This is a genomic window from Compostimonas suwonensis (assembly GCF_002797855.1).
Taxonomy (GTDB): Bacteria; Actinomycetota; Actinomycetes; order Actinomycetales; family Microbacteriaceae; genus Compostimonas; species Compostimonas suwonensis.
The window spans coordinates 391844-408493 of sequence record NZ_PGFB01000005.1 but is presented as its reverse complement, the minus strand read 5'-3'; the positions used below and the strand labels follow the sequence as shown (position 1 = coordinate 408493).

Sequence of the window (16650 nt, the reverse complement as noted above, 5' to 3'; positions counted from 1 at the left end):
GCCGACGTCGTTCGTGGACGCTTCGGCGTCGGCTCGTGGTGAGTGTCGTGACACTGCTCGCGGTGGTGAGCGCTGTCATCGGCGTGGTGAGTGTTGTGTACATCGAGAACTATCTGACGACGGAGCTCGACGAGCAGCTCACGAACACCGTCGACCGAGCGGGGCGCGCCATCATCCAGCCCGGCAGCCCGGTGCTCGCGCCGTCTCCTCGCGGAGAGAGCCCGCCCTGGGCAGAGCTCATCCTCAACGCCCCCGCGCAGCCGGAGGGCAGCTTGGCCGTCGTCGAGGCCCGGGGCGAGATACTGTCGGCCGGCTACCTCGACCGGGCCGGTGAGATCCAGTCGCTCGGGAGCGATCAGCAGGCGCAGATCGCGGGGATGCCGCACGACAATCGCCCGCACACGGTCGAACTCGGCGGCGACCTGGGATCGTACCGGGTCTTCACCCTCGACGGCCCGGGCGGCGAGGCGCTCGTCATCGGACTGTCGCTCGGCCCCCTGCAAGACACGGTCGCGAAGCTCATCGCCATCATCGCCGTGGTCACGGTCGTGGGCATGGCGCTCGTCGCGCTGCTCGCCGCCGGTCTCGTGCGCCTGGCCCTGCGCCCCCTCGAACGTGTCGTGACGACGGCGACCCGGGTGTCGGAGCTGCCCCTCGACCGCGGTGACGTCTCGCTCGCGCCGCGCGTTCCCGAGGGCGACACCGATCCCGGAACAGAGGTCGGCCGGGTGGGCGTCGCCTTCAACCGGATGCTCGACCACGTCGGCGCCGCCCTGCGCGCGCGGGCGACGAGCGAGGCGAAGGTGCGTCAGTTCGTCGCGGATGCCAGTCACGAGCTGCGCACGCCTCTCGCCTCCATCCGCGGCTACTCCGAGCTGACCCGCCGTGTGCAGCACGATCTTCCCATCGACGTCACGCACTCCCTCGGGCGCATCGAGGCCGAGTCGCTGCGGATGACGACCCTCGTGGAAGACCTGCTGCTGCTCGCGCGGCTCGACGAGGGGCGCGAGCTCGAACGCCGGCCCGTCGACCTCAGCAGGCTCGCCGTCGACGCGCTGAGCGACGCGCACGTCGCCGGGCCCGACCACGAGTGGGAGATGGAGCTGCCCGACGAGCCCGTCGAGACCCTCGGCGACGCCCCGAGGCTGCACCAGGTGGTGGCGAACCTCCTCACGAACGCGCGGGTGCACACGCCCCCGGGCACCACCGTCGTGCTCGCCCTCGAGACCCACGACGGCGAGGCGGTGCTCTCGGTCACCGACGACGGCCCCGGCATCGACGCCGGAGTGCGGGACGTCATCTTCGAGCGTTTCGCACGCGGCGACAACTCGCGGTCACGCGCCACCGGCAGCACGGGCCTCGGCCTCTCGATCGTGCACGCCGTCGTCGCCGCCCAGAACGGCACCGTCACGCTGGAGAGCAGGCCGGGGCGCACCCGCTTCGAGGTGCACCTGCCGTTCGTGGAGCCCGCAGAGGGCGCCCGCGCGCGGTCGGACGAGCCCATGATGGATGCCGAGGACGACGAGGGCGAGCTCGTTGCGGAAGGCCGGGCGGTCGCGGCCGTCGAGGCGTCGGCGGTCGAGGCGGACGGGCCGGGCCTCGCTGTCGAGGACGAGCCCGGTGATGGCGGACGGCAGCGCCCGCGATCCGAGATGATGGAACCATGAGAATCGCAGTCACCGGTGGGTCGGGAAAGTTGGGGCGCACCGTCGTGCGCGAGTTGCGTGCGCAGGGCTACGAGGTCACGAGCCTCGATGCGACAGGGGAGCGCGGCGCCGGCTTCGTGCAGGTCGATCTGCGCGACTACGGCCAGACGGTCGACGCGATCCTCGGGGTCGACGACCGGCACACGGGCTTCGACGCGATCGTGCACCTGGCCGCCATCCCCGCGCCCGGGATCGTCTCCGACATCCAGACCTTCCACAACAACATGATCGTGACCTTCAACGTCTTCCAGGCCGCCCAGCGCGCCGGGATCATGAACATCGTCTACGCCTCGAGCGAGACCGTGCTCGGTCTTCCGTTCGACGTGCCGCCGCCCTACATCCCCGTCGACGAGGAGTACCCGGCGCGTCCGGAGAGCGTCTACTCGCTCACCAAGCACCTCGAGGAGCAGCTCGCGATCGAGCTCGTGCGCTGGAACCCGCAGCTCAAGATCATCGCCCTGCGTTTCTCCAACGTCATGAACCCGGAGGACTACGCGGCCTTCCCCTCCTTCGACGCGGACGCCGCGCGGCGCAAGTGGAACCTCTGGGGCTACATCGACGGCCGCGACGGCGCCCAGGCCGTGCTCAAGGCCCTCGAGCTCGACGTGACGGGCTTCGACCGGTTCATCATCGCCGCCGCCGACACCGTCATGACCCGGCCGAACGCCGAGCTCGTCGCCGAGGTGTTCCCCGGCGTCCCGCTCACACGCGAGCTGGGCGTTCACGACACCCTGCTGTCGATCGACAAGGCCCGCCGGGTGCTGGGCTACGACCCGCAGCACTCCTGGCGCGACTAGTCCCGCGGCCTCCCTGCACGCGAAAGTCCCGCGGGCACCTGGTTTTCCACGTGCCCGCGGGACTGTGACGTGCCGTCAGACGATCATGCGCCGGGGTGCAGTTCAGACGAGCCGCTTGAGCAGCTCGGCGAGCGTCTCCACCTCGTCGGTCGTCCAGGTGCGGAGCCGTTCGTACAGCTCCGCGCGCCTGGTCGCCTGGATCTGCGTGATCCGTTCGACCGCCTGGGGTGTGGCCTCGAAGAGGGTCGAGCGGCCGTCGCGGGGGTCGGCGTGGCGGCTGATGAGGCCGAGCTCTTCGAGCACCTTCGCCTGGCGGCTGATGACGCTCTTGTCGGAGTGCAGCGTCTCGGCGAGGGAGCCGGCGCTCGTGCGGCCGCCGCGTGCGATCGTCATGAGCAGCTTGTAGCTTCCCGCCTGCAGCTCGGGATGCACCTTCGTCGCCTGGTTCTGGAGGTTCTCCCGCACCCGGTTGGCGAGCACGCCGAACTGATCCTCGACGGTGGCTATCGCCGCGTCGATCCTCTTGTGATCGCTCTCGCTCATCGTTTGGAGCATAGCCGTGTCCATGGTCAGGGACGTGCGGGAGGCTGGATCTCGATCGCGCCCGTCTGCGGCGTCGCGCCGATCATGCCGGCCGTCACCTCGACGAGGGTCTCCTCGACATCCTCGACCTCTTCGGCCTCCTTCTGGGCCTTCGTCTCGTTGAGGCGCTCGACGGCCGTCTTGGTGCCGAGCAGCGCGTTCGGCAGGAAGATGATCGCGATGAGGGCGACGAGGGCGATCGGGACGGCGACGAGGAACACGTCTCCGACGGCCTCGCCGTAGGCGGCCTCGACGACCGTGCGGATCGGGCCGGGCAGATCCGCGACGTTCGGGATGGTGCCGCCCTCGAGGGAGCCGGCCGCGCCTGCGGCGGGTCCGCCCAGGCTCGTGAGCCCCTCCGTGATGAGCGTCATGACCCGTGTCGCGAGGATGGAGCCCATCACCGAGACGCCGGCCGCGCCACCCAGGCTGCGGAAGAACGCGACCGAGGCGCTCGCCGTGCCCAGGCGGCTCGGCTCGACCGAGTTCTGCACGATGAGCACGAGGTTCTGCATGACCATGCCGACGCCGGCGCCCAGGATGAACATGAACACCGAGACGAGCACATAGTTCGTGTCGTAGCGGATGGTTCCCATGAGCGCTGTGCCCACCGTCAGCAGCACGCCGCCCGTGACCATAAAGGCCTTCCATTTGCCGAAGCGGCTGATGAGGTTGCCGACGACGGTCGAGGCGAGCAGCAGGCCCACGATCATCGGGAGCGTGAGCAGTCCCGACTGGGTGGGGGTCGCGCCCCGGGCGAGCTGCATGTACTGGCTCAGGAAGACCGAGGTGCCGAACATCGCGACGCCGACCGCCATGCTCGCGACGACCGCGAGGGTGAAGGTGCGGTTGCGGAACAGGCTCAGCGGGATGATCGGTTCCTTGACCTTGAACTCGGTCAGCACCGCGAGCCCGATGAGCACGACGGATCCGGCGAGCATCAGGAACGACGGCACGGACGCCCACTCGAACTGGTTGCCCGCGAGGGTCACCCAGATGAGCAGCAGCGAGACGCCGCCGGCGATGAGCGCGGCGCCCAGGTAGTCGACCTTGACGCCCTTCGAGGAGCGCTTCGGCAGCTTGAGCGTGAACTGCAGCAGCAGGATGGCCGCGATCGCGAAGGGCACTCCGACGAAGAAGTTGGTGCGCCATCCGATGGAGTCGGTCAGGACACCGCCGATGAGCGGGCCGCCGATCGTGCCGACCGCCATGACCGCTCCGAAGAGGCCCATGTACCGGCCGCGCTCACGGGGGCTGATGATGTCGGCGAGGAGGATCTGGCTGAGAGCCGTCAGGCCGCCCGCGCCGAGGCCTTGGAGGACGCGGAAGACGATGAGCGTCCCGGTGTCCTGCGAGAAGCCGGCGAGTGCCGAACCCAGCACGAAGATCACGAGCGAGAGCTGGATGAGCAGCTTGCGGTTGAAGAGGTCGGCGAACTTGCCCCAGATGGGCGTGCTGACCGTGGTCGCGAGCAGCGTGCTCGTGACGACCCAGGTGAAGGCGCCCTGATCGCCGCCCAGGTCGGAGATGATGCGGGGAAGCGACGAGGAGACGACGGTTCCGGCGAGGATCGCGACGAACATGCCGAGCAGCAGGCCGGAGAGGGCCTGGAGCACCTGGCGGTGGCTCATCGGCGCCGGCGACGAATCGGCGTCGATCGGGATGGGGGGTGCTGCGACATCCGCAGCGGCAGTGCGTGCCATGGGATTCTCCGATTTCTCAGGATGGATTTCATGGCTCGACGGTGCGCCACTCATGTAATTGATTTATGTCAACTATATGTAACTGATTGACTTGTGTCAACTATTCCCGAGCCTCCTGACTTGTCCTGCACGGGAGGGTCTGTCCGCACTCCGGCGCCGAGCTCCTCTTCGTTTCCGGACCCGTGAGCGTGTCGAAGGGGATCGAGGAACGAGGGCTCAGGTGCGCACGTCTCGGGAGCACGGATTCGCGGGCGCGGGCGGGTGTGTTACTGTTGTGGAAAGCCAAAGACCGTTGGTCGTTGGCGTGCCCGCGAGGGCGCGCCACCGAAGTTCGTGAAAACGAAGGCCCACGCAGGTGACGAAGTTCAGAACACGACCTCGTGTCGTGTGCGCTCCGGCTCCTGTGCCCGGAGCTTTTTTTATGCCTTCCGCTTCACCGCTTCGACAGCCGCCGACGGTCTCTGGCGGCGCCCCGCACCCTGCGGAGCGTCAGCAAGACGAGAGACAAGGGATGGCCATGGCGAACAAGGAAGCCACGGTTGCCGAGCTGACGGAGCAATTCCAGAACTCGACGGCCGTTCTGCTGACCGAGTACCGCGGTCTCACTGTTGCGCAGCTCAAGCAGCTTCGCACGAGCATCAGTGAGCACGCGAGCTACGCCGTGGTGAAGAACACGCTGACCAAGATCGCCGCGAACAACGCGGGCATTTCGTCGTTCGACGATGAGCTCGTCGGTCCGTCCGCGATCGCATTCGTGCACGGCGACCCCGTCGCGGTTGCCAAGTCGTTGCGTGAATTCACCAAGGCAAACCCTCTTCTGGTCGTGAAGGGCGGTTACTTCGACGGTAACCCCCTGAGCGCCGCTGAGGTAGGCAAGCTCGCCGACCTCGAGTCCCGTGAAGTTCTGCTCGGCAAGCTTGCCGGCGCCTTCAAGGCCTCGCTGTTCGGAGCCGCATATCTGTTCAACGCACCGCTCTCCAACGCCGTTCGCACGGTCGAGGCGCTGCGTGAGAAGCAGGAGTCCGCGAGCTGACGACCCTCAGGGGTTGAACGGCCACGCGGTTAGACACGAGATACAAGGAGAGAGATTATGGCAAAGCTGTCAAACGACGAACTGATCGAGGCGTTCAAGGAGCTCACGCTCATTGAGCTCAGCGAGTTCGTGAAGAAGTTCGAAGAGGTCTTCGAGGTCACCGCTGCTGCACCCGTCGCGGTCGCCGCTGCCGGTGGTGGAGCTGCCGCTCCCGCCGAAGAGGTCGAGGAGCAGACGGCGTTCGACGTCATCCTCGAGGCTGCCGGCGAGAAGAAGATCCAGGTCATCAAGGAGGTGCGCGCTATCACCAGCCTCGGCCTCGGTGAGGCGAAGGCACTCGTTGACGGCGCCCCCAAGGCAGTTCTTGAGGGTGCCACCAAGGAAGCCGCCGAGAAGGCAAAGGCTCAGCTCGAAGAGGCCGGCGCAACCGTCACCCTCAAGTAGTCGAAGCCCGTCAGGGCTTTTCCTTCGTGAGTGTGACAGGCGCAGCCGGCCGGACACACCCCAGCGCGTGCGCTGACGGGTCCGGTCGCAGAGCAGTCTGACGCAGCGATCGCGGATTCCTCCTTACCGAGTACATCTGCGATCGAGGGCGTCGTCCCTTGACGGGGACGACGCCCTGTGTTGTTTAAGCCGCGGTCTTCTCGGCCGCGGCCGAGCACAGGATCGGCACACGAGGTGTGTCGGCACAGGGTCGACTTCCCGCGCGATGGCACTCGGAAACCGTTCGTCGATCGACGAACGGCACACGAGTGTCCGTTGCGCCTGCCCTCGGGCGGGCGCCGGACGCGCACACGGAAGGCACGAAGACACCCTGATGAAAAAATCCCTCGACCGCATGGGGCGCGGCATGCAGTACGGCATGCAGCGCAGCCTGCGCTATTGCGGCCAGGTGCTCCTGGCCGCTCTCCGGCACGGTTCCGGAGAGCGCGAATCGCGAGTGCACAGCGCCGACCACCCTCCGCCCACGCGCGGCAGCTGGTCGGACGGCGGCTCCAACTGGATCCGCTGAGATGACGGGGCGGATGCCGCGACCCGAGGTCGCGGCATCCGCCCTGTTCTGCACGCCGCCCGCACGCCGATGCCGTTCGGATATGGCGACATAGCCGATTGAAAATATATAGACAAGCTATGTATATAATGGACGCATGCTCATCGACGATGTGTCACTGTCTGTCGCAGAAAATCTGTCTGTCGCAGAAAATCAGTCTGCCTCCGGCAAGCGGGTCGAATCGACCGTGCCGGCCAATCCGGGTGCGACAGTGCCCGAACTCCACGAGCTGCTCGGCGACCTCATCAGCACGACCCATCGGCTGACGCGGCTCGCGGCCCAGGCGTACCCCAACTCCGAGTCGCCCGCTGTCTGGCGCACCCTCTCGGTGTTGACGAGCATGGGCCCCATGCGGCTCGGCGAGCTCGCCAAGCACAGCCGGGTGTCCCAGCCCACGATGACCAAGATCGTCCGCAATCTCGACTCGGTCGACTGGATCCGCAGAGTCGCCGACACCGACGACGCCCGTGCCTGGCAGATCGCGGCCGCCCCGCTCGGCGAGCAGGCTCTCACCGAGTGGCGCAGCCGGCTCGCCGATGTGCTCGTGCCCTATTTCGAGGGGCTCGATGCGATCGATCTGCACAGCATGCAGCGGGCCATCCAGATCATCCAGGAGCGCATCGCGGTGCGGCCCGAGTCTGCATCCAGGTCTGGGTCCGCGTCGGCATCCGAGTCCGTGCCCGATGACGGGGCCGGTGCGTAGCCGGTGACCGCGAACACCCCGGCCGCGCCGCACGCCCCGCACAACGCCGCGCCCGCCGCCTCGATCCTCAAACAGCCGCCCGCCGTCTGGGCGGTCGCCTTCGCGTGCGTCATCGCGTTCATGGGGATCGGTCTCGTCGACCCCATCCTTCCGGCCATCGCCAACAGCTTGCAGGCGACCCCGACCCAGACCGAGCTCCTCTTCACGAGCTACCTGCTCGTGACCGGCCTCGCGATGCTGGTCACGAGCTGGGTCTCGAGCCGCATCGGCGCCAAGCGCACCCTGATGTTCGGCCTGGCCCTCATCGTGATCTTCGCTCTCGCGGCCGGCCTCTCGCAGAACGTCGAGTCGGTCATCGGCTTCCGCGCCGGCTGGGGTCTCGGCAACGCCTTCTTCATCTCCACGGCGCTCGCGACCATCGTGGGAGCCGCCGCCGGAGGAACGGGATCGGCGATCATCCTCTACGAGGCCGCGCTCGGCCTCGGCATCGCCATCGGGCCGCTGCTCGGCGGACTGCTCGGAAGCATCAGCTGGCGCGGGCCGTTCTTCGGCACCGCCGTGCTCATGGCGATCGGATTCATCGCGATCACGGTGTTCCTCAAGAGCACACCCGAGAAACCCGCGCCGACCAAGCTCTCGGCGCCCATCCGCGCCCTTCGCACGCCCGCTCTCGCTGTGCTCGCCGCGGCGGCGCTCTTCTACAACATCGGCTTCTTCGTGCTGCTGGCCTATACCCCCTTCCCGCTCGGCTTCGACGCGATCGGACTGGGTCTCACCTTCTTCGGCTGGGGCGTTGGGCTGGCCGTCACGAGCGTCTTCGTCGCTCCACTGCTCACGGCCCGGATGCCGCGCACCCGCGTTCTGTGGATCGCGCTGCCCGTGCTCGGCATCGACCTGCTCGCCGCCGCCCTCCTCGTGAGTTCGCCGGCCGCCCTCGTCGTGTGCGTGATCGTCGGCGGGCTCGTGCTGGGCGTGCTCAACACCGTGCTCACCGAGAGTGTGATGGAGGCGACCGATCTGCCGCGCTCGGTCGCGTCGAGCTCGTACTCGGCCGTGCGGTTCCTCGGCGGGGCCGTCGCGCCACCCGTGGCCGCCGAGCTGGGGGCCGCGATCAGCGACAGTGCGCCGTACTACTTCGCCGCGGCATCCGTGTTCATCGCCGCCGTCATCGTCGTTCTGGGGCGCCGGGCTCTTTCGCGTGTGGACTCGCCCGTCGAGACGGAGCTCGAGGAGGCGCAGGCGATCACCGCCGCCGACAGCTGAGCCGCCGCGATCGCTCAGGAGGCAGACGTGCCGGGCGCCCGGGTGCTGACGCGCATCGCCAGGTCGACGGGGATCAGGGTGTGGCTCGGCTCGGTGGGCAGCTGATCGGAGGCGCCGACCTCGGCCATGAGCAGCTCGACCGCGAGCGTCCCCTGCGATCGCGGATGCTGCTCGAGCGTCGTCAGCCGGAACATGTCGGCGTACTCGTGGCCGTCGATCCCGATCACCGAGAGCTCGGCGGGCACGAGGATGCCGAGCTGCCGCGCCGCGATGATCGCCCCGATGGCGACCTCGTCGCTCGCGGCGAAGACGGCGGTCGGCCGCCGCGGGTCGCCGAGCACCCGCAGCCCGGCTTCGTAGCCGCCGGGCAGGCTCATCTCGGTCTCGAAGACGCCGTCGGCGGGCAGTCCTGCCGCATGCATCGCCTCGAGGAATCCGGTCAAGCGTTTGCCGTGCACGGCGAAGTCCATCTGCTCGGCCTGTCTGCCGCCGATGTGCACGATGGCGGTGTGCCCGAGACGGAGAAGGTGCTCGGTCGCCAGACGTGCCGTCGCGACGTCGTCGATGCCGATCGTGTGGATGCCGGGCAGCGGCCCGCCCACTCCGACGACGGGTTTTCCGAGCGAGTGCAGGCGAGCGGTCTCGTCGGCGCTCATCTCGACACCCACCGCGATGACCCCGTCGAACCGCTTGCGGGCGAGGAAGAACTCGAAGATCCGGCCGCGGTCGGGGGAGTCGGCGCTCAGATTGTAGAGCGTCATGTCGTAACCGCGATCGAGCAGGGCCTCCTCGATGCCTTCGAGCACCTCGGCGAAGAACCAGCGGTTGATGAAGGGGATGACGACGCCCACGTTCTTCGTCTGGCCCGTGACGAGGCTCGCCGCGTTCGGAGAGGCGACGTAGCCGATCTGCGCGGCGGCCTCCGTGACGCGCAGCCGGGTCGGTTCCGCGACGTAGCCCTTGCCGCTCAGCGCGCGCGAGGCGGTCGCCTTCGAGACGCCGGCGAGCTTCGCGACATCCGCTATGGCGCTCAACGAACCCTCCCGACGACTCTCGTGACTGCGGCCAACCGCTGCGGAAACTCAGAGTAGCGCGTTTGCCCGTGATTGTGGAACCGGTTACACAAAGAGCGTTCGAGGCGTTCGCGGTGTGTCGTCGCGCAGGCGATGAGAGCGCGATCTTTTCCATTCTGTGATCATCCGATGCTTGCCACCGGCCATGGACTGCCGTAACTTGACGTGTGGAACCGGTTCCTCATGTAATCGCTTCCCACCCGTGCCAGACAGTGGTTCCACGAAAAAACGACCCCTGAACGGGGGTCGCATGAGATGCGGCTCACGACAGTACGACCTGGCACGACACAGCACCACCACACGGCATCACTCAATGAGGAGGATTCACATGAGCGTGATTCGGCATCGCCGACTACTGGTTCCCGCGGCGGCCGCCGCGGCCGCCATCGGGCTCGTGCTCACCGGTTGCACCGGTGACGCGGCGCCCGAGGCATCATCGGATGCGGACTGCACCGACTACGAGGACTACGGAACATTCGAGTCGGGCGCCGAGGTGAGCATCTACGGCACGATCAGCGACACCGAGGCCGATCTGCTCAACGAGTCGTGGGCCGACTTCGAGTCGTGCACCGGCATCGACATCGTCTACGAGCCCAGCAAGGAGTTCGAGACCCAGATCAACGTGCGCGCGCAGGGCGGCAACCCGCCCGACATCGCGATCTTCCCGCAGCCCGGCCTCTTCGCCGACCTCGCGACCGCCGGATACCTCAAGCCCGCACCGGAGTCGGTCGCGGCCAACGTGACCGAGTTCTGGTCGGAGGACTGGCAGAACTACGCGACCGTCGACGGCACCCTCTACGGCGCGCCCCTCATGGCGAGCATCAAGGGCTACGTCTGGTACTCCCCGAGCACCTTCGAGGAGAACGGCTGGGAGGTGCCCACGACGCTCGACGAGCTCACCACCCTGACCTCCTCGATCGCCGAGAGCGGCACGAAGCCCTGGTGCGTCGGCTTCGCCTCCGGTGACGCGACCGGCTGGCCGGGAACGGACTGGGTCGAGGACTTCGTGCTGCGCCAGTCGGGTCCGGATGTCTACGACCAGTGGGTCACGCACGAGATCCCGTTCAACGACCCCGCGATCGCCCAGGCCTTCGACGCCGTCGGCGCGTTCATCAAGAACCCCGACAACGTCAACGGCGGCCTCGGCGACGTGAACTCGATCGCCACGACCGAGTTCGCGGATGCCGGACTCCCCGTGCTCGACGGCAGCTGCGCCATGCACCACCAGGCCTCGTTCTACGAGGGCTTCTGGGGCGACGGCGTGACGGTCGCGCCCGACGGCGACGTCTGGGCCTTCCTGCTCCCGGGCGAGGAGGAGGGCGCCGCGGCGGTCACCGGTGGTGGCGAGATCGTCGCCGCGTTCAACGAGTCCGACGAGATCACGGCCGTGCAGACCTATCTCTCGAGCGACCTGTGGGCGAACAACCGGGTCAGCCTCGGCGGCGTGATCAGCGCGAACTCGGGGCTCGACCCCGCGAACGCGTCGAGCGAGCTGCTCTCGACGAGCATCGGCATCCTGCAGGATCCGGAGACGACCTTCCGCTTCGACGCCTCCGACCTCATGCCGGGCGCCGTCGGAGTCGGTTCGTTCTTCAAGGGGATGGTCGACTGGATCGGCGGCAAGAGCACGACCGACACCCTCGACTTCATCGAGGGGACCTGGCCGCAGTAGCGGTTCCAGACCGCAGTTCGAGCTCCGCCCTGCCGGTCGGGCTTGCCGAGACCGAGTGACCCGAACCTCGGTTCCGGCAGGCCCGACCGGTAGCGATGACCCCATCGCCGGTTCCACCGCAGTCTCCACCCGCAGTCTTCACCCGCAGTCTTCACTCAGCGACGTTTCGCTCAACGGAGAGAGAGATGCACCTATGACCACTGCTGACCTCATCGGCAAGATCGTCCAGGTCGTGGCCGGTCTGGCGGTCTTCGCGATCGTCATCGGCCTCGTGCTGTTCATCATCGACAAGGCTCCCAAACGGGGCCGCGACTTCATCCAGCTGTTCTTCTTCATCGCCCCGGCGATCGTGCTCCTGGGCATCGGCCTGGTCTACCCGGCCGTGCGCACGGGTATCGCGGCCTTCGCCGACAAGGCCGGCAACTTCATCGGCTTCGACAACTTCGTCTGGATGTTCACCCAGCCCGAGGCGTTGCTGACGCTTCGGAACACGGTCATCTGGGTCGTCCTCGTCCCCACGATCTCCACAGCGGTCGGGCTCGCCTACGCGGTCTTCATCGACCGGTCGCGCGGGGAGAAGATCTACAAGTCGCTCGTGTTCATGCCCGTCGCGATCTCGTTCGTCGGCGCCGGCATCATCTGGAAGTTCGTCTACGAGTACCGCCCGGCCGAGCGCGACCAGATCGGCCTGCTCAACCAGCTGCTCGTCTGGTTCGGGCTCGAACCCGTGCAATGGCTGCAGACAGCCCCGGTCAACACGCTCCTGCTGATCGTCGTGATGATCTGGGTGCAGACCGGTTTCGCGGTCGTCGTGCTCTCGGCATCCATCAAGGGCGTGCCGACCGAGCAGCTCGAGGCCGCCGAGATCGACGGGACCACGGGGTGGCAGCGGTTCTGGAACGTCACCTTCCCGGGCATCCGCGGAGGGCTGGTGGTCGTCGTCACGACGATCTCGATAGCGACCCTGAAGGTCTTCGACATCGTCAGGACGATGACGGGCGGCAACTTCGAGACGAGCGTCGTCGCCAACGAGATGTACACCCAGGCCTTCCGCGCGATCGAGCCGGGCAGGGGGTCGGCGCTCGCGCTCATCCTCTTCGTGCTCGTGCTGCCGATCGTCATCTACAACATCCGCGTGCTCCGCCAGCAGAAGGAGATCCGATGAGCGTCACCCCGATCGAGCTGCCGGTCGACTCCGAGACCGGAGGCGAACTGCAGCGCGGCTACAACCGCGACGGCACCAAGGCGGTGCGCGTCAAGAAGCGCCTGACCTCCCGCACGGCGACCGTCATCGCGCTCCTCATCGCGATCCTCTGGACGATTCCGACCTTCGGGCTCTTCATCTCCTCGTTCCGCCCCGAGGAGCTGATCAAGACCACCGGCTGGTGGACGATCTTCGAGAACTGGGGCTGGACGCTCGACAACTACTCGGAGGTGCTGCTCTCCTCGAGCGCCTCCGCACCGCAACTGGGCGCCTACTTCGTGAACTCGCTCGCCATCACGATCCCGGTGGTGGTGTTCGCGACGGTGATCGCGTCGATGGCCGCCTACGCGCTCGCCTGGATCCCGTTCAAGGGCGCCGGCTGGATCTTCATCGTGATCTTCGCGCTGCAGATCGTCCCGCTGCAGATGGCGCTCATCCCGCTGCTGCAGATGTTCACGACGTTCCTGCTGCCCATCCAGCAGGCCGTGCACGACATCATCCCGATCATCCCCGAGCAGAGCTACGTGCAGGTGTGGATCGCCCACACGATCTTCGGCCTGCCGCTCGCGATCTTCCTGCTGCACAACTTCATCTCGGAGATCCCGGGCGAGCTCATCGAGGCGGCGCGGGTCGACGGCGCGAACCACGGCCAGATCTTCCTGCGGATCATCCTTCCGCTCTCGGTGCCGATCCTCGCCTCCTTCGCGATCTTCCAGTTCCTCTGGGTCTGGAACGACCTGCTCGTGGCTCTCGTCTTCTCGGGAGGAACACCGGATGTCGCGCCGCTGACCCAGCGGCTGGCGGAGCTCACCGGCAACCGGGGCCAAGAGTGGCAACGATTGACGGCGGCGGCGTTCATCTCGCTCATCGTGCCGCTCATCGTGTTCTTCAGCCTGCAGAGATACTTCGTGCGCGGGCTGCTCGCAGGAGCGACCAAGGGGTGATCGCGGGGGCGAGCTAGGCGCCCCCCTTCTGCTCAGCTTCTGCTCAGCTTCTGCTCAACCTGCTCAACCTCTGCTCAACCTCTGCTCAACCTCTGCTCAACCTCTGCTCAAAACGACGGACTTTTGGGCTGAATGGGCGGCGTTTGGGCGCAAAAGGCCTCTGAGAAGCAGTATCTCCGTCGTTTTGAGTGCTCTGCGCGAGGATGTGCTGCGGACGGGGTGCCGTGAGGCTCAGTTGAGCACGCGGGTGCCCTCGGGAACACCGCCGCCCGCGAGGGCGGCGGTCGTGAGCTCGGAGAGGGCGGTGAGGGCGACCCGCTGGCTCCACGGGCCGAAGGAGACCCGGGCGACGCCGAGCTCGGCCATGGTCTGCAGCGGGATGGCGCCGGGCACCGAGATGAGGCTCACCCGGCGGTCGCCGATCCCGGCGACGAGCTCGGCGACGGTGGATGCCGCGAGCTTCCCGGGCACGAAGACACAGGTGGCACCGGCATCCAGGAAGGCCCGGCCGCGCTCGATCGCCTCGGCGGTGACTTCTGCTACCGGGCGATCGCCGGCCCGCAGGAAGGCGTCGGTGCGTGCGTTGAGGACGAAGGGCACGCCCTCCGCCTCCCCGGCTGCGACGGCCGCGCGCACGGCCGCGACCGAGTCGGCGAGGGGTTTCATGGCGTCTTCGAGGTTGGCGCCGACGATCCCGACGCCGATCGCCCGGCGGATCGTCTCGCCGGCGTCGCCGTAGCCGGCCTCGAGGTCGGCGCTCACGGGCAGCTCCGTCGAGGCGGCGATGCGCCCGACGGCCTCGATCATGAGGTCGCGGGGGATGTTCTCGCCGTCGTCATAGCCGTAGGAGGCGGCGATCGAGTGGCTCGCGGTGGCGAGAGCCGTGGTGCCCGGCGTGCCGGCGACGACGCGTGCCGAGACGACATCCCAGACGTTGACGACGGTGAGCAGCTCGGCAGCGGTGTGCAGGCGGGCGAGGGTGTGTGCGCGTGCGACGATCGAGTCCATGCCTCGAGCCTATGCCGGGTGCCGTGTCACGGTCTCCGTGCTGTTGTCGAGCGCGGCTTTGTTCCCGAGCGACGAGCCCCGGTGGCCAGCGCTCGGGAACAAAGCCGCGATCGGCGGCTCAGCGAGCGCCCAACGCGTGCACCTCGCCCTGCCAGCGGGAGCGCAGCCAGCGGTCGTGGCTCGCCACGACGACCGCGCCCGGATAGCCGCTGAGCGCCTCCTCCAGCTCGCCCGCGAGGCCGAGCGAGAGGTGGTTGGTCGGCTCGTCGAGCAGGAACACGTGCGGCGGCCGGGCGATGATGAGCGCGAGTGCGAGCCGGCGCTGCTGACCCACCGAGAGCGCGCCGAGCGGACGGTCGAGGTCGCGCGGGCTCAGCAGGCCCAGGCCTGCGAGCGGGGTCTTCTCGGCGCGCGTGGGGCCGAGGGCCTTCTCGTAGATCGCGCGCGGGCTCGACGAGGGGTCGTCGAAGCGCACGTCCTGCTCGAGCAGCGCGATACGTACGCCCTTGCGCCGCACGACCGAGCCGCCGTCGATGCTCAGGCCGCCTGCGAGAGCGGTGAGCAGCGTCGACTTGCCCGCGCCGTTGGCCCCCGTGAGCAGGATGCGCGATTGCGGCTCGACCCGCAGGCTCGTGGGGGCGAGGCGGCCGTGCACCGTCGCATCCGTCGCCTGGATGAGGATGCCGGCCTCCTCCGTGAGCGCGTGCGAGCCGTGCGGGATGCCGCCGAAGCTCAGCAGCGCGGGCGGTTTGCGCAGCTGGTTCTCGCTCAGGGTGTCGAGGCGCTGGCGGGCGTTGCGCACCCGCCGGCTGACCTGGCTCTCCACCCGGGCTCCGGAGGCGTCGTACATCATCTTGTTGTTGTCGGTCATCGCGCGCCCCGGGGCGACGCGGCGCGAGGTCACGTCGACGGCGAGCTTGAGCTGTTTGAGCTCGTCCTGCTCCTCGGCGAACTGCCGCTCCCAGCGCTCGCGCTCGGCGGCCTTGTGGGCCAGATAGGCCGTGAAGGCGCCGGATGCCGCTGGTGATCCGGATGCCGCTGCCGGCGCTGCTCCCGAGGGCGAACCCGAACGCCCGCCCGAACCCGGGCCCGAACCCGCGCCGAAGCTCGTCGTCGCCCAGCCCGCGTCCGGGCCCGAAGCGATGCGGTCGAATCGCCCGCGGCTCGGGTCGAGGTCGAGCAGCCGCGTCGCGACGGAGTCGAGGAAGGCCCGGTCGTGGCTCGCGAAGAGCACGGGGCCGCTCCAGCCGAGCAGCTGCCGCTCCAGGTAGGCGGCGGCTGCGTCGTCGAGGTGGTTGGTCGGCTCGTCGAGCAGCAGCGCGTCGGGCCGCTGCAGCAGCAGTGCGGCGAGCGCGACCCTGCTGCGCTGGCCGCCCGACACCTCGTCGAGCCGCCGATCGAGCGGGATGCCGCCCACGCCGAGACCGTCGAGCACCTCGTCACGACGCGCGTCGACGCTCCAGACCTCGGCGCGCTCCGCCTCGGCGAGGGCCTGGGCGTAGCGCTCGGCGGGATCGGCTGACCGCGTGGTTCGGCCGGCGGCGTGGGGGAGCGCGGCGGGGTCGCCGGCGAGGGCGGATGCCGCGGCATCCAGCTCTGCCTCGATCGCGCGCACCTCGGCCAGCGCCGCCTCGACGACCTGCCCGAGGGTGGCGGACGGGTCGAAGCGCAGCTCCTGCCAGAGGAAGCCCGTGCGCCGCGGCCGGTAGAGCACGCCCGTGTCGGGCGCGTCGACTCCGGCCAGGATGCGCAGGAGCGTCGACTTGCCCGCTCCGTTCTCGCCGATGAGGCCGAGGCGCTCGCCGGGCGGAGCGGTCAGGGACACGTCGGTGAGCACACGGCGGTCGGCGAAGCTGCGGGAGACGCCGTCGGCGCGCACGTAGTCGCTCGTGATGGCGGGCGCGAGCACGT

The 16650-nt window shown here is 68.2% G+C and carries 15 protein-coding genes; 10 read left to right on the top strand and 5 right to left on the bottom strand.

From position 1 onward, the window contains the following. Positions 1-47 precede the first annotated feature (47 nt). The gene (locus CLV54_RS15275; RefSeq protein ID WP_245861766.1) at positions 48-1667 is read left to right on the top strand and encodes a sensor histidine kinase; all 1620 of its coding nucleotides are present in this window, start codon (positions 48-50) and stop codon (positions 1665-1667) included. Then, entirely contained in the window at positions 1664-2503 is an 840-nt protein-coding gene (locus CLV54_RS15270) for an NAD-dependent epimerase/dehydratase family protein (RefSeq protein ID WP_100345831.1), read from the top strand. Before CLV54_RS15275 ends, CLV54_RS15270 begins: the two co-directional genes overlap by 4 nt. A gap of 102 nt (positions 2504-2605) precedes the next feature. Here the strand turns inward: CLV54_RS15270 and CLV54_RS15265 are convergent, their stop codons facing one another. Together CLV54_RS15265 and CLV54_RS15260 are read right to left on the bottom strand one after the other, a co-directional pair. Next, entirely contained in the window at positions 2606-3046 is a 441-nt protein-coding gene (locus tag CLV54_RS15265) for a MarR family winged helix-turn-helix transcriptional regulator (RefSeq protein ID WP_157803012.1), read from the bottom strand. Positions 3047-3072: 26 nt separating this feature from the next. After that, a complete protein-coding gene (locus tag CLV54_RS15260; protein ID WP_100345928.1) occupies positions 3073-4716 on the bottom strand; it encodes an MDR family MFS transporter in 1644 nt (547 codons plus the stop codon). Positions 4717-5305: 589 nt separating this feature from the next. Between CLV54_RS15260 and rplJ the strand changes: the two genes are divergently transcribed. The 5 genes from rplJ to CLV54_RS15240 all read left to right on the top strand — a co-directional run bounded on the left by rplJ (position 5306) and on the right by CLV54_RS15240 (position 8838). After that, positions 5306-5821 (top strand): 50S ribosomal protein L10, encoded by a 516-nt coding sequence (gene rplJ, locus CLV54_RS15255; protein ID WP_100345927.1) that lies wholly within the window; start codon positions 5306-5308, stop codon positions 5819-5821. A gap of 57 nt (positions 5822-5878) precedes the next feature. After that, entirely contained in the window at positions 5879-6265 is a 387-nt protein-coding gene (gene rplL, locus CLV54_RS15250; protein ID WP_100345829.1) for a 50S ribosomal protein L7/L12, read from the top strand. Between the two features lie 373 nt (positions 6266-6638). Continuing rightward, entirely contained in the window at positions 6639-6833 is a 195-nt protein-coding gene (locus CLV54_RS17605) for a hypothetical protein (protein WP_157803011.1), read from the top strand. Positions 6834-7083: 250 nt separating this feature from the next. Further along, positions 7084-7575, top strand: coding sequence for a MarR family winged helix-turn-helix transcriptional regulator (locus CLV54_RS15245; protein ID WP_245861765.1), 492 nt, complete (start codon positions 7084-7086; stop codon positions 7573-7575). 3 nt (positions 7576-7578) lie between these two features. Continuing rightward, positions 7579-8838 carry an MFS transporter gene (locus CLV54_RS15240; protein WP_425430288.1) on the top strand — a complete coding sequence of 420 codons (1260 nt, stop codon included), beginning with the start codon at positions 7579-7581 and terminating at the stop codon, positions 8836-8838. Positions 8839-8852: 14 nt separating this feature from the next. On the opposite strand, the gene CLV54_RS15235 is transcribed toward CLV54_RS15240, so the two are convergent. Further along, complete coding sequence (locus CLV54_RS15235) at positions 8853-9872, bottom strand: LacI family DNA-binding transcriptional regulator (RefSeq protein WP_100345827.1); 1020 nt, start codon at positions 9870-9872, stop codon at positions 8853-8855. A gap of 367 nt (positions 9873-10239) precedes the next feature. Here CLV54_RS15235 and CLV54_RS15230 point away from each other — a divergent pair, with 367 nt between their 5' ends. The 3 genes from CLV54_RS15230 to CLV54_RS15220 all read left to right on the top strand — a co-directional run bounded on the left by CLV54_RS15230 (position 10240) and on the right by CLV54_RS15220 (position 13731). Beyond that, the gene (locus CLV54_RS15230) at positions 10240-11583 is read left to right on the top strand and encodes an ABC transporter substrate-binding protein (protein WP_100345826.1); all 1344 of its coding nucleotides are present in this window, start codon (positions 10240-10242) and stop codon (positions 11581-11583) included. A 193-nt stretch (positions 11584-11776) separates the two neighbouring features. After that, a complete protein-coding gene (locus CLV54_RS15225; protein WP_100345825.1) occupies positions 11777-12748 on the top strand; it encodes a carbohydrate ABC transporter permease in 972 nt (323 codons plus the stop codon). Beyond that, positions 12745-13731: a carbohydrate ABC transporter permease gene (locus CLV54_RS15220; protein ID WP_100345824.1), complete on the top strand. Its 987-nt coding sequence runs from the start codon at positions 12745-12747 to the stop codon at positions 13729-13731. Before CLV54_RS15225 ends, CLV54_RS15220 begins: the two co-directional genes overlap by 4 nt. A gap of 231 nt (positions 13732-13962) precedes the next feature. On the opposite strand, the gene CLV54_RS15215 is transcribed toward CLV54_RS15220, so the two are convergent. Continuing rightward, entirely contained in the window at positions 13963-14739 is a 777-nt protein-coding gene (locus CLV54_RS15215) for an isocitrate lyase/PEP mutase family protein (RefSeq protein ID WP_100345823.1), read from the bottom strand. Between the two features lie 118 nt (positions 14740-14857). Then, on the bottom strand, positions 14858-16648 hold the full coding sequence (locus CLV54_RS18020) for an ABC-F family ATP-binding cassette domain-containing protein (RefSeq protein ID WP_245861764.1): 1791 nt from the start codon (positions 16646-16648) through the stop codon (positions 14858-14860). Between the last annotated feature and the right edge of the window lie 2 nt (positions 16649-16650).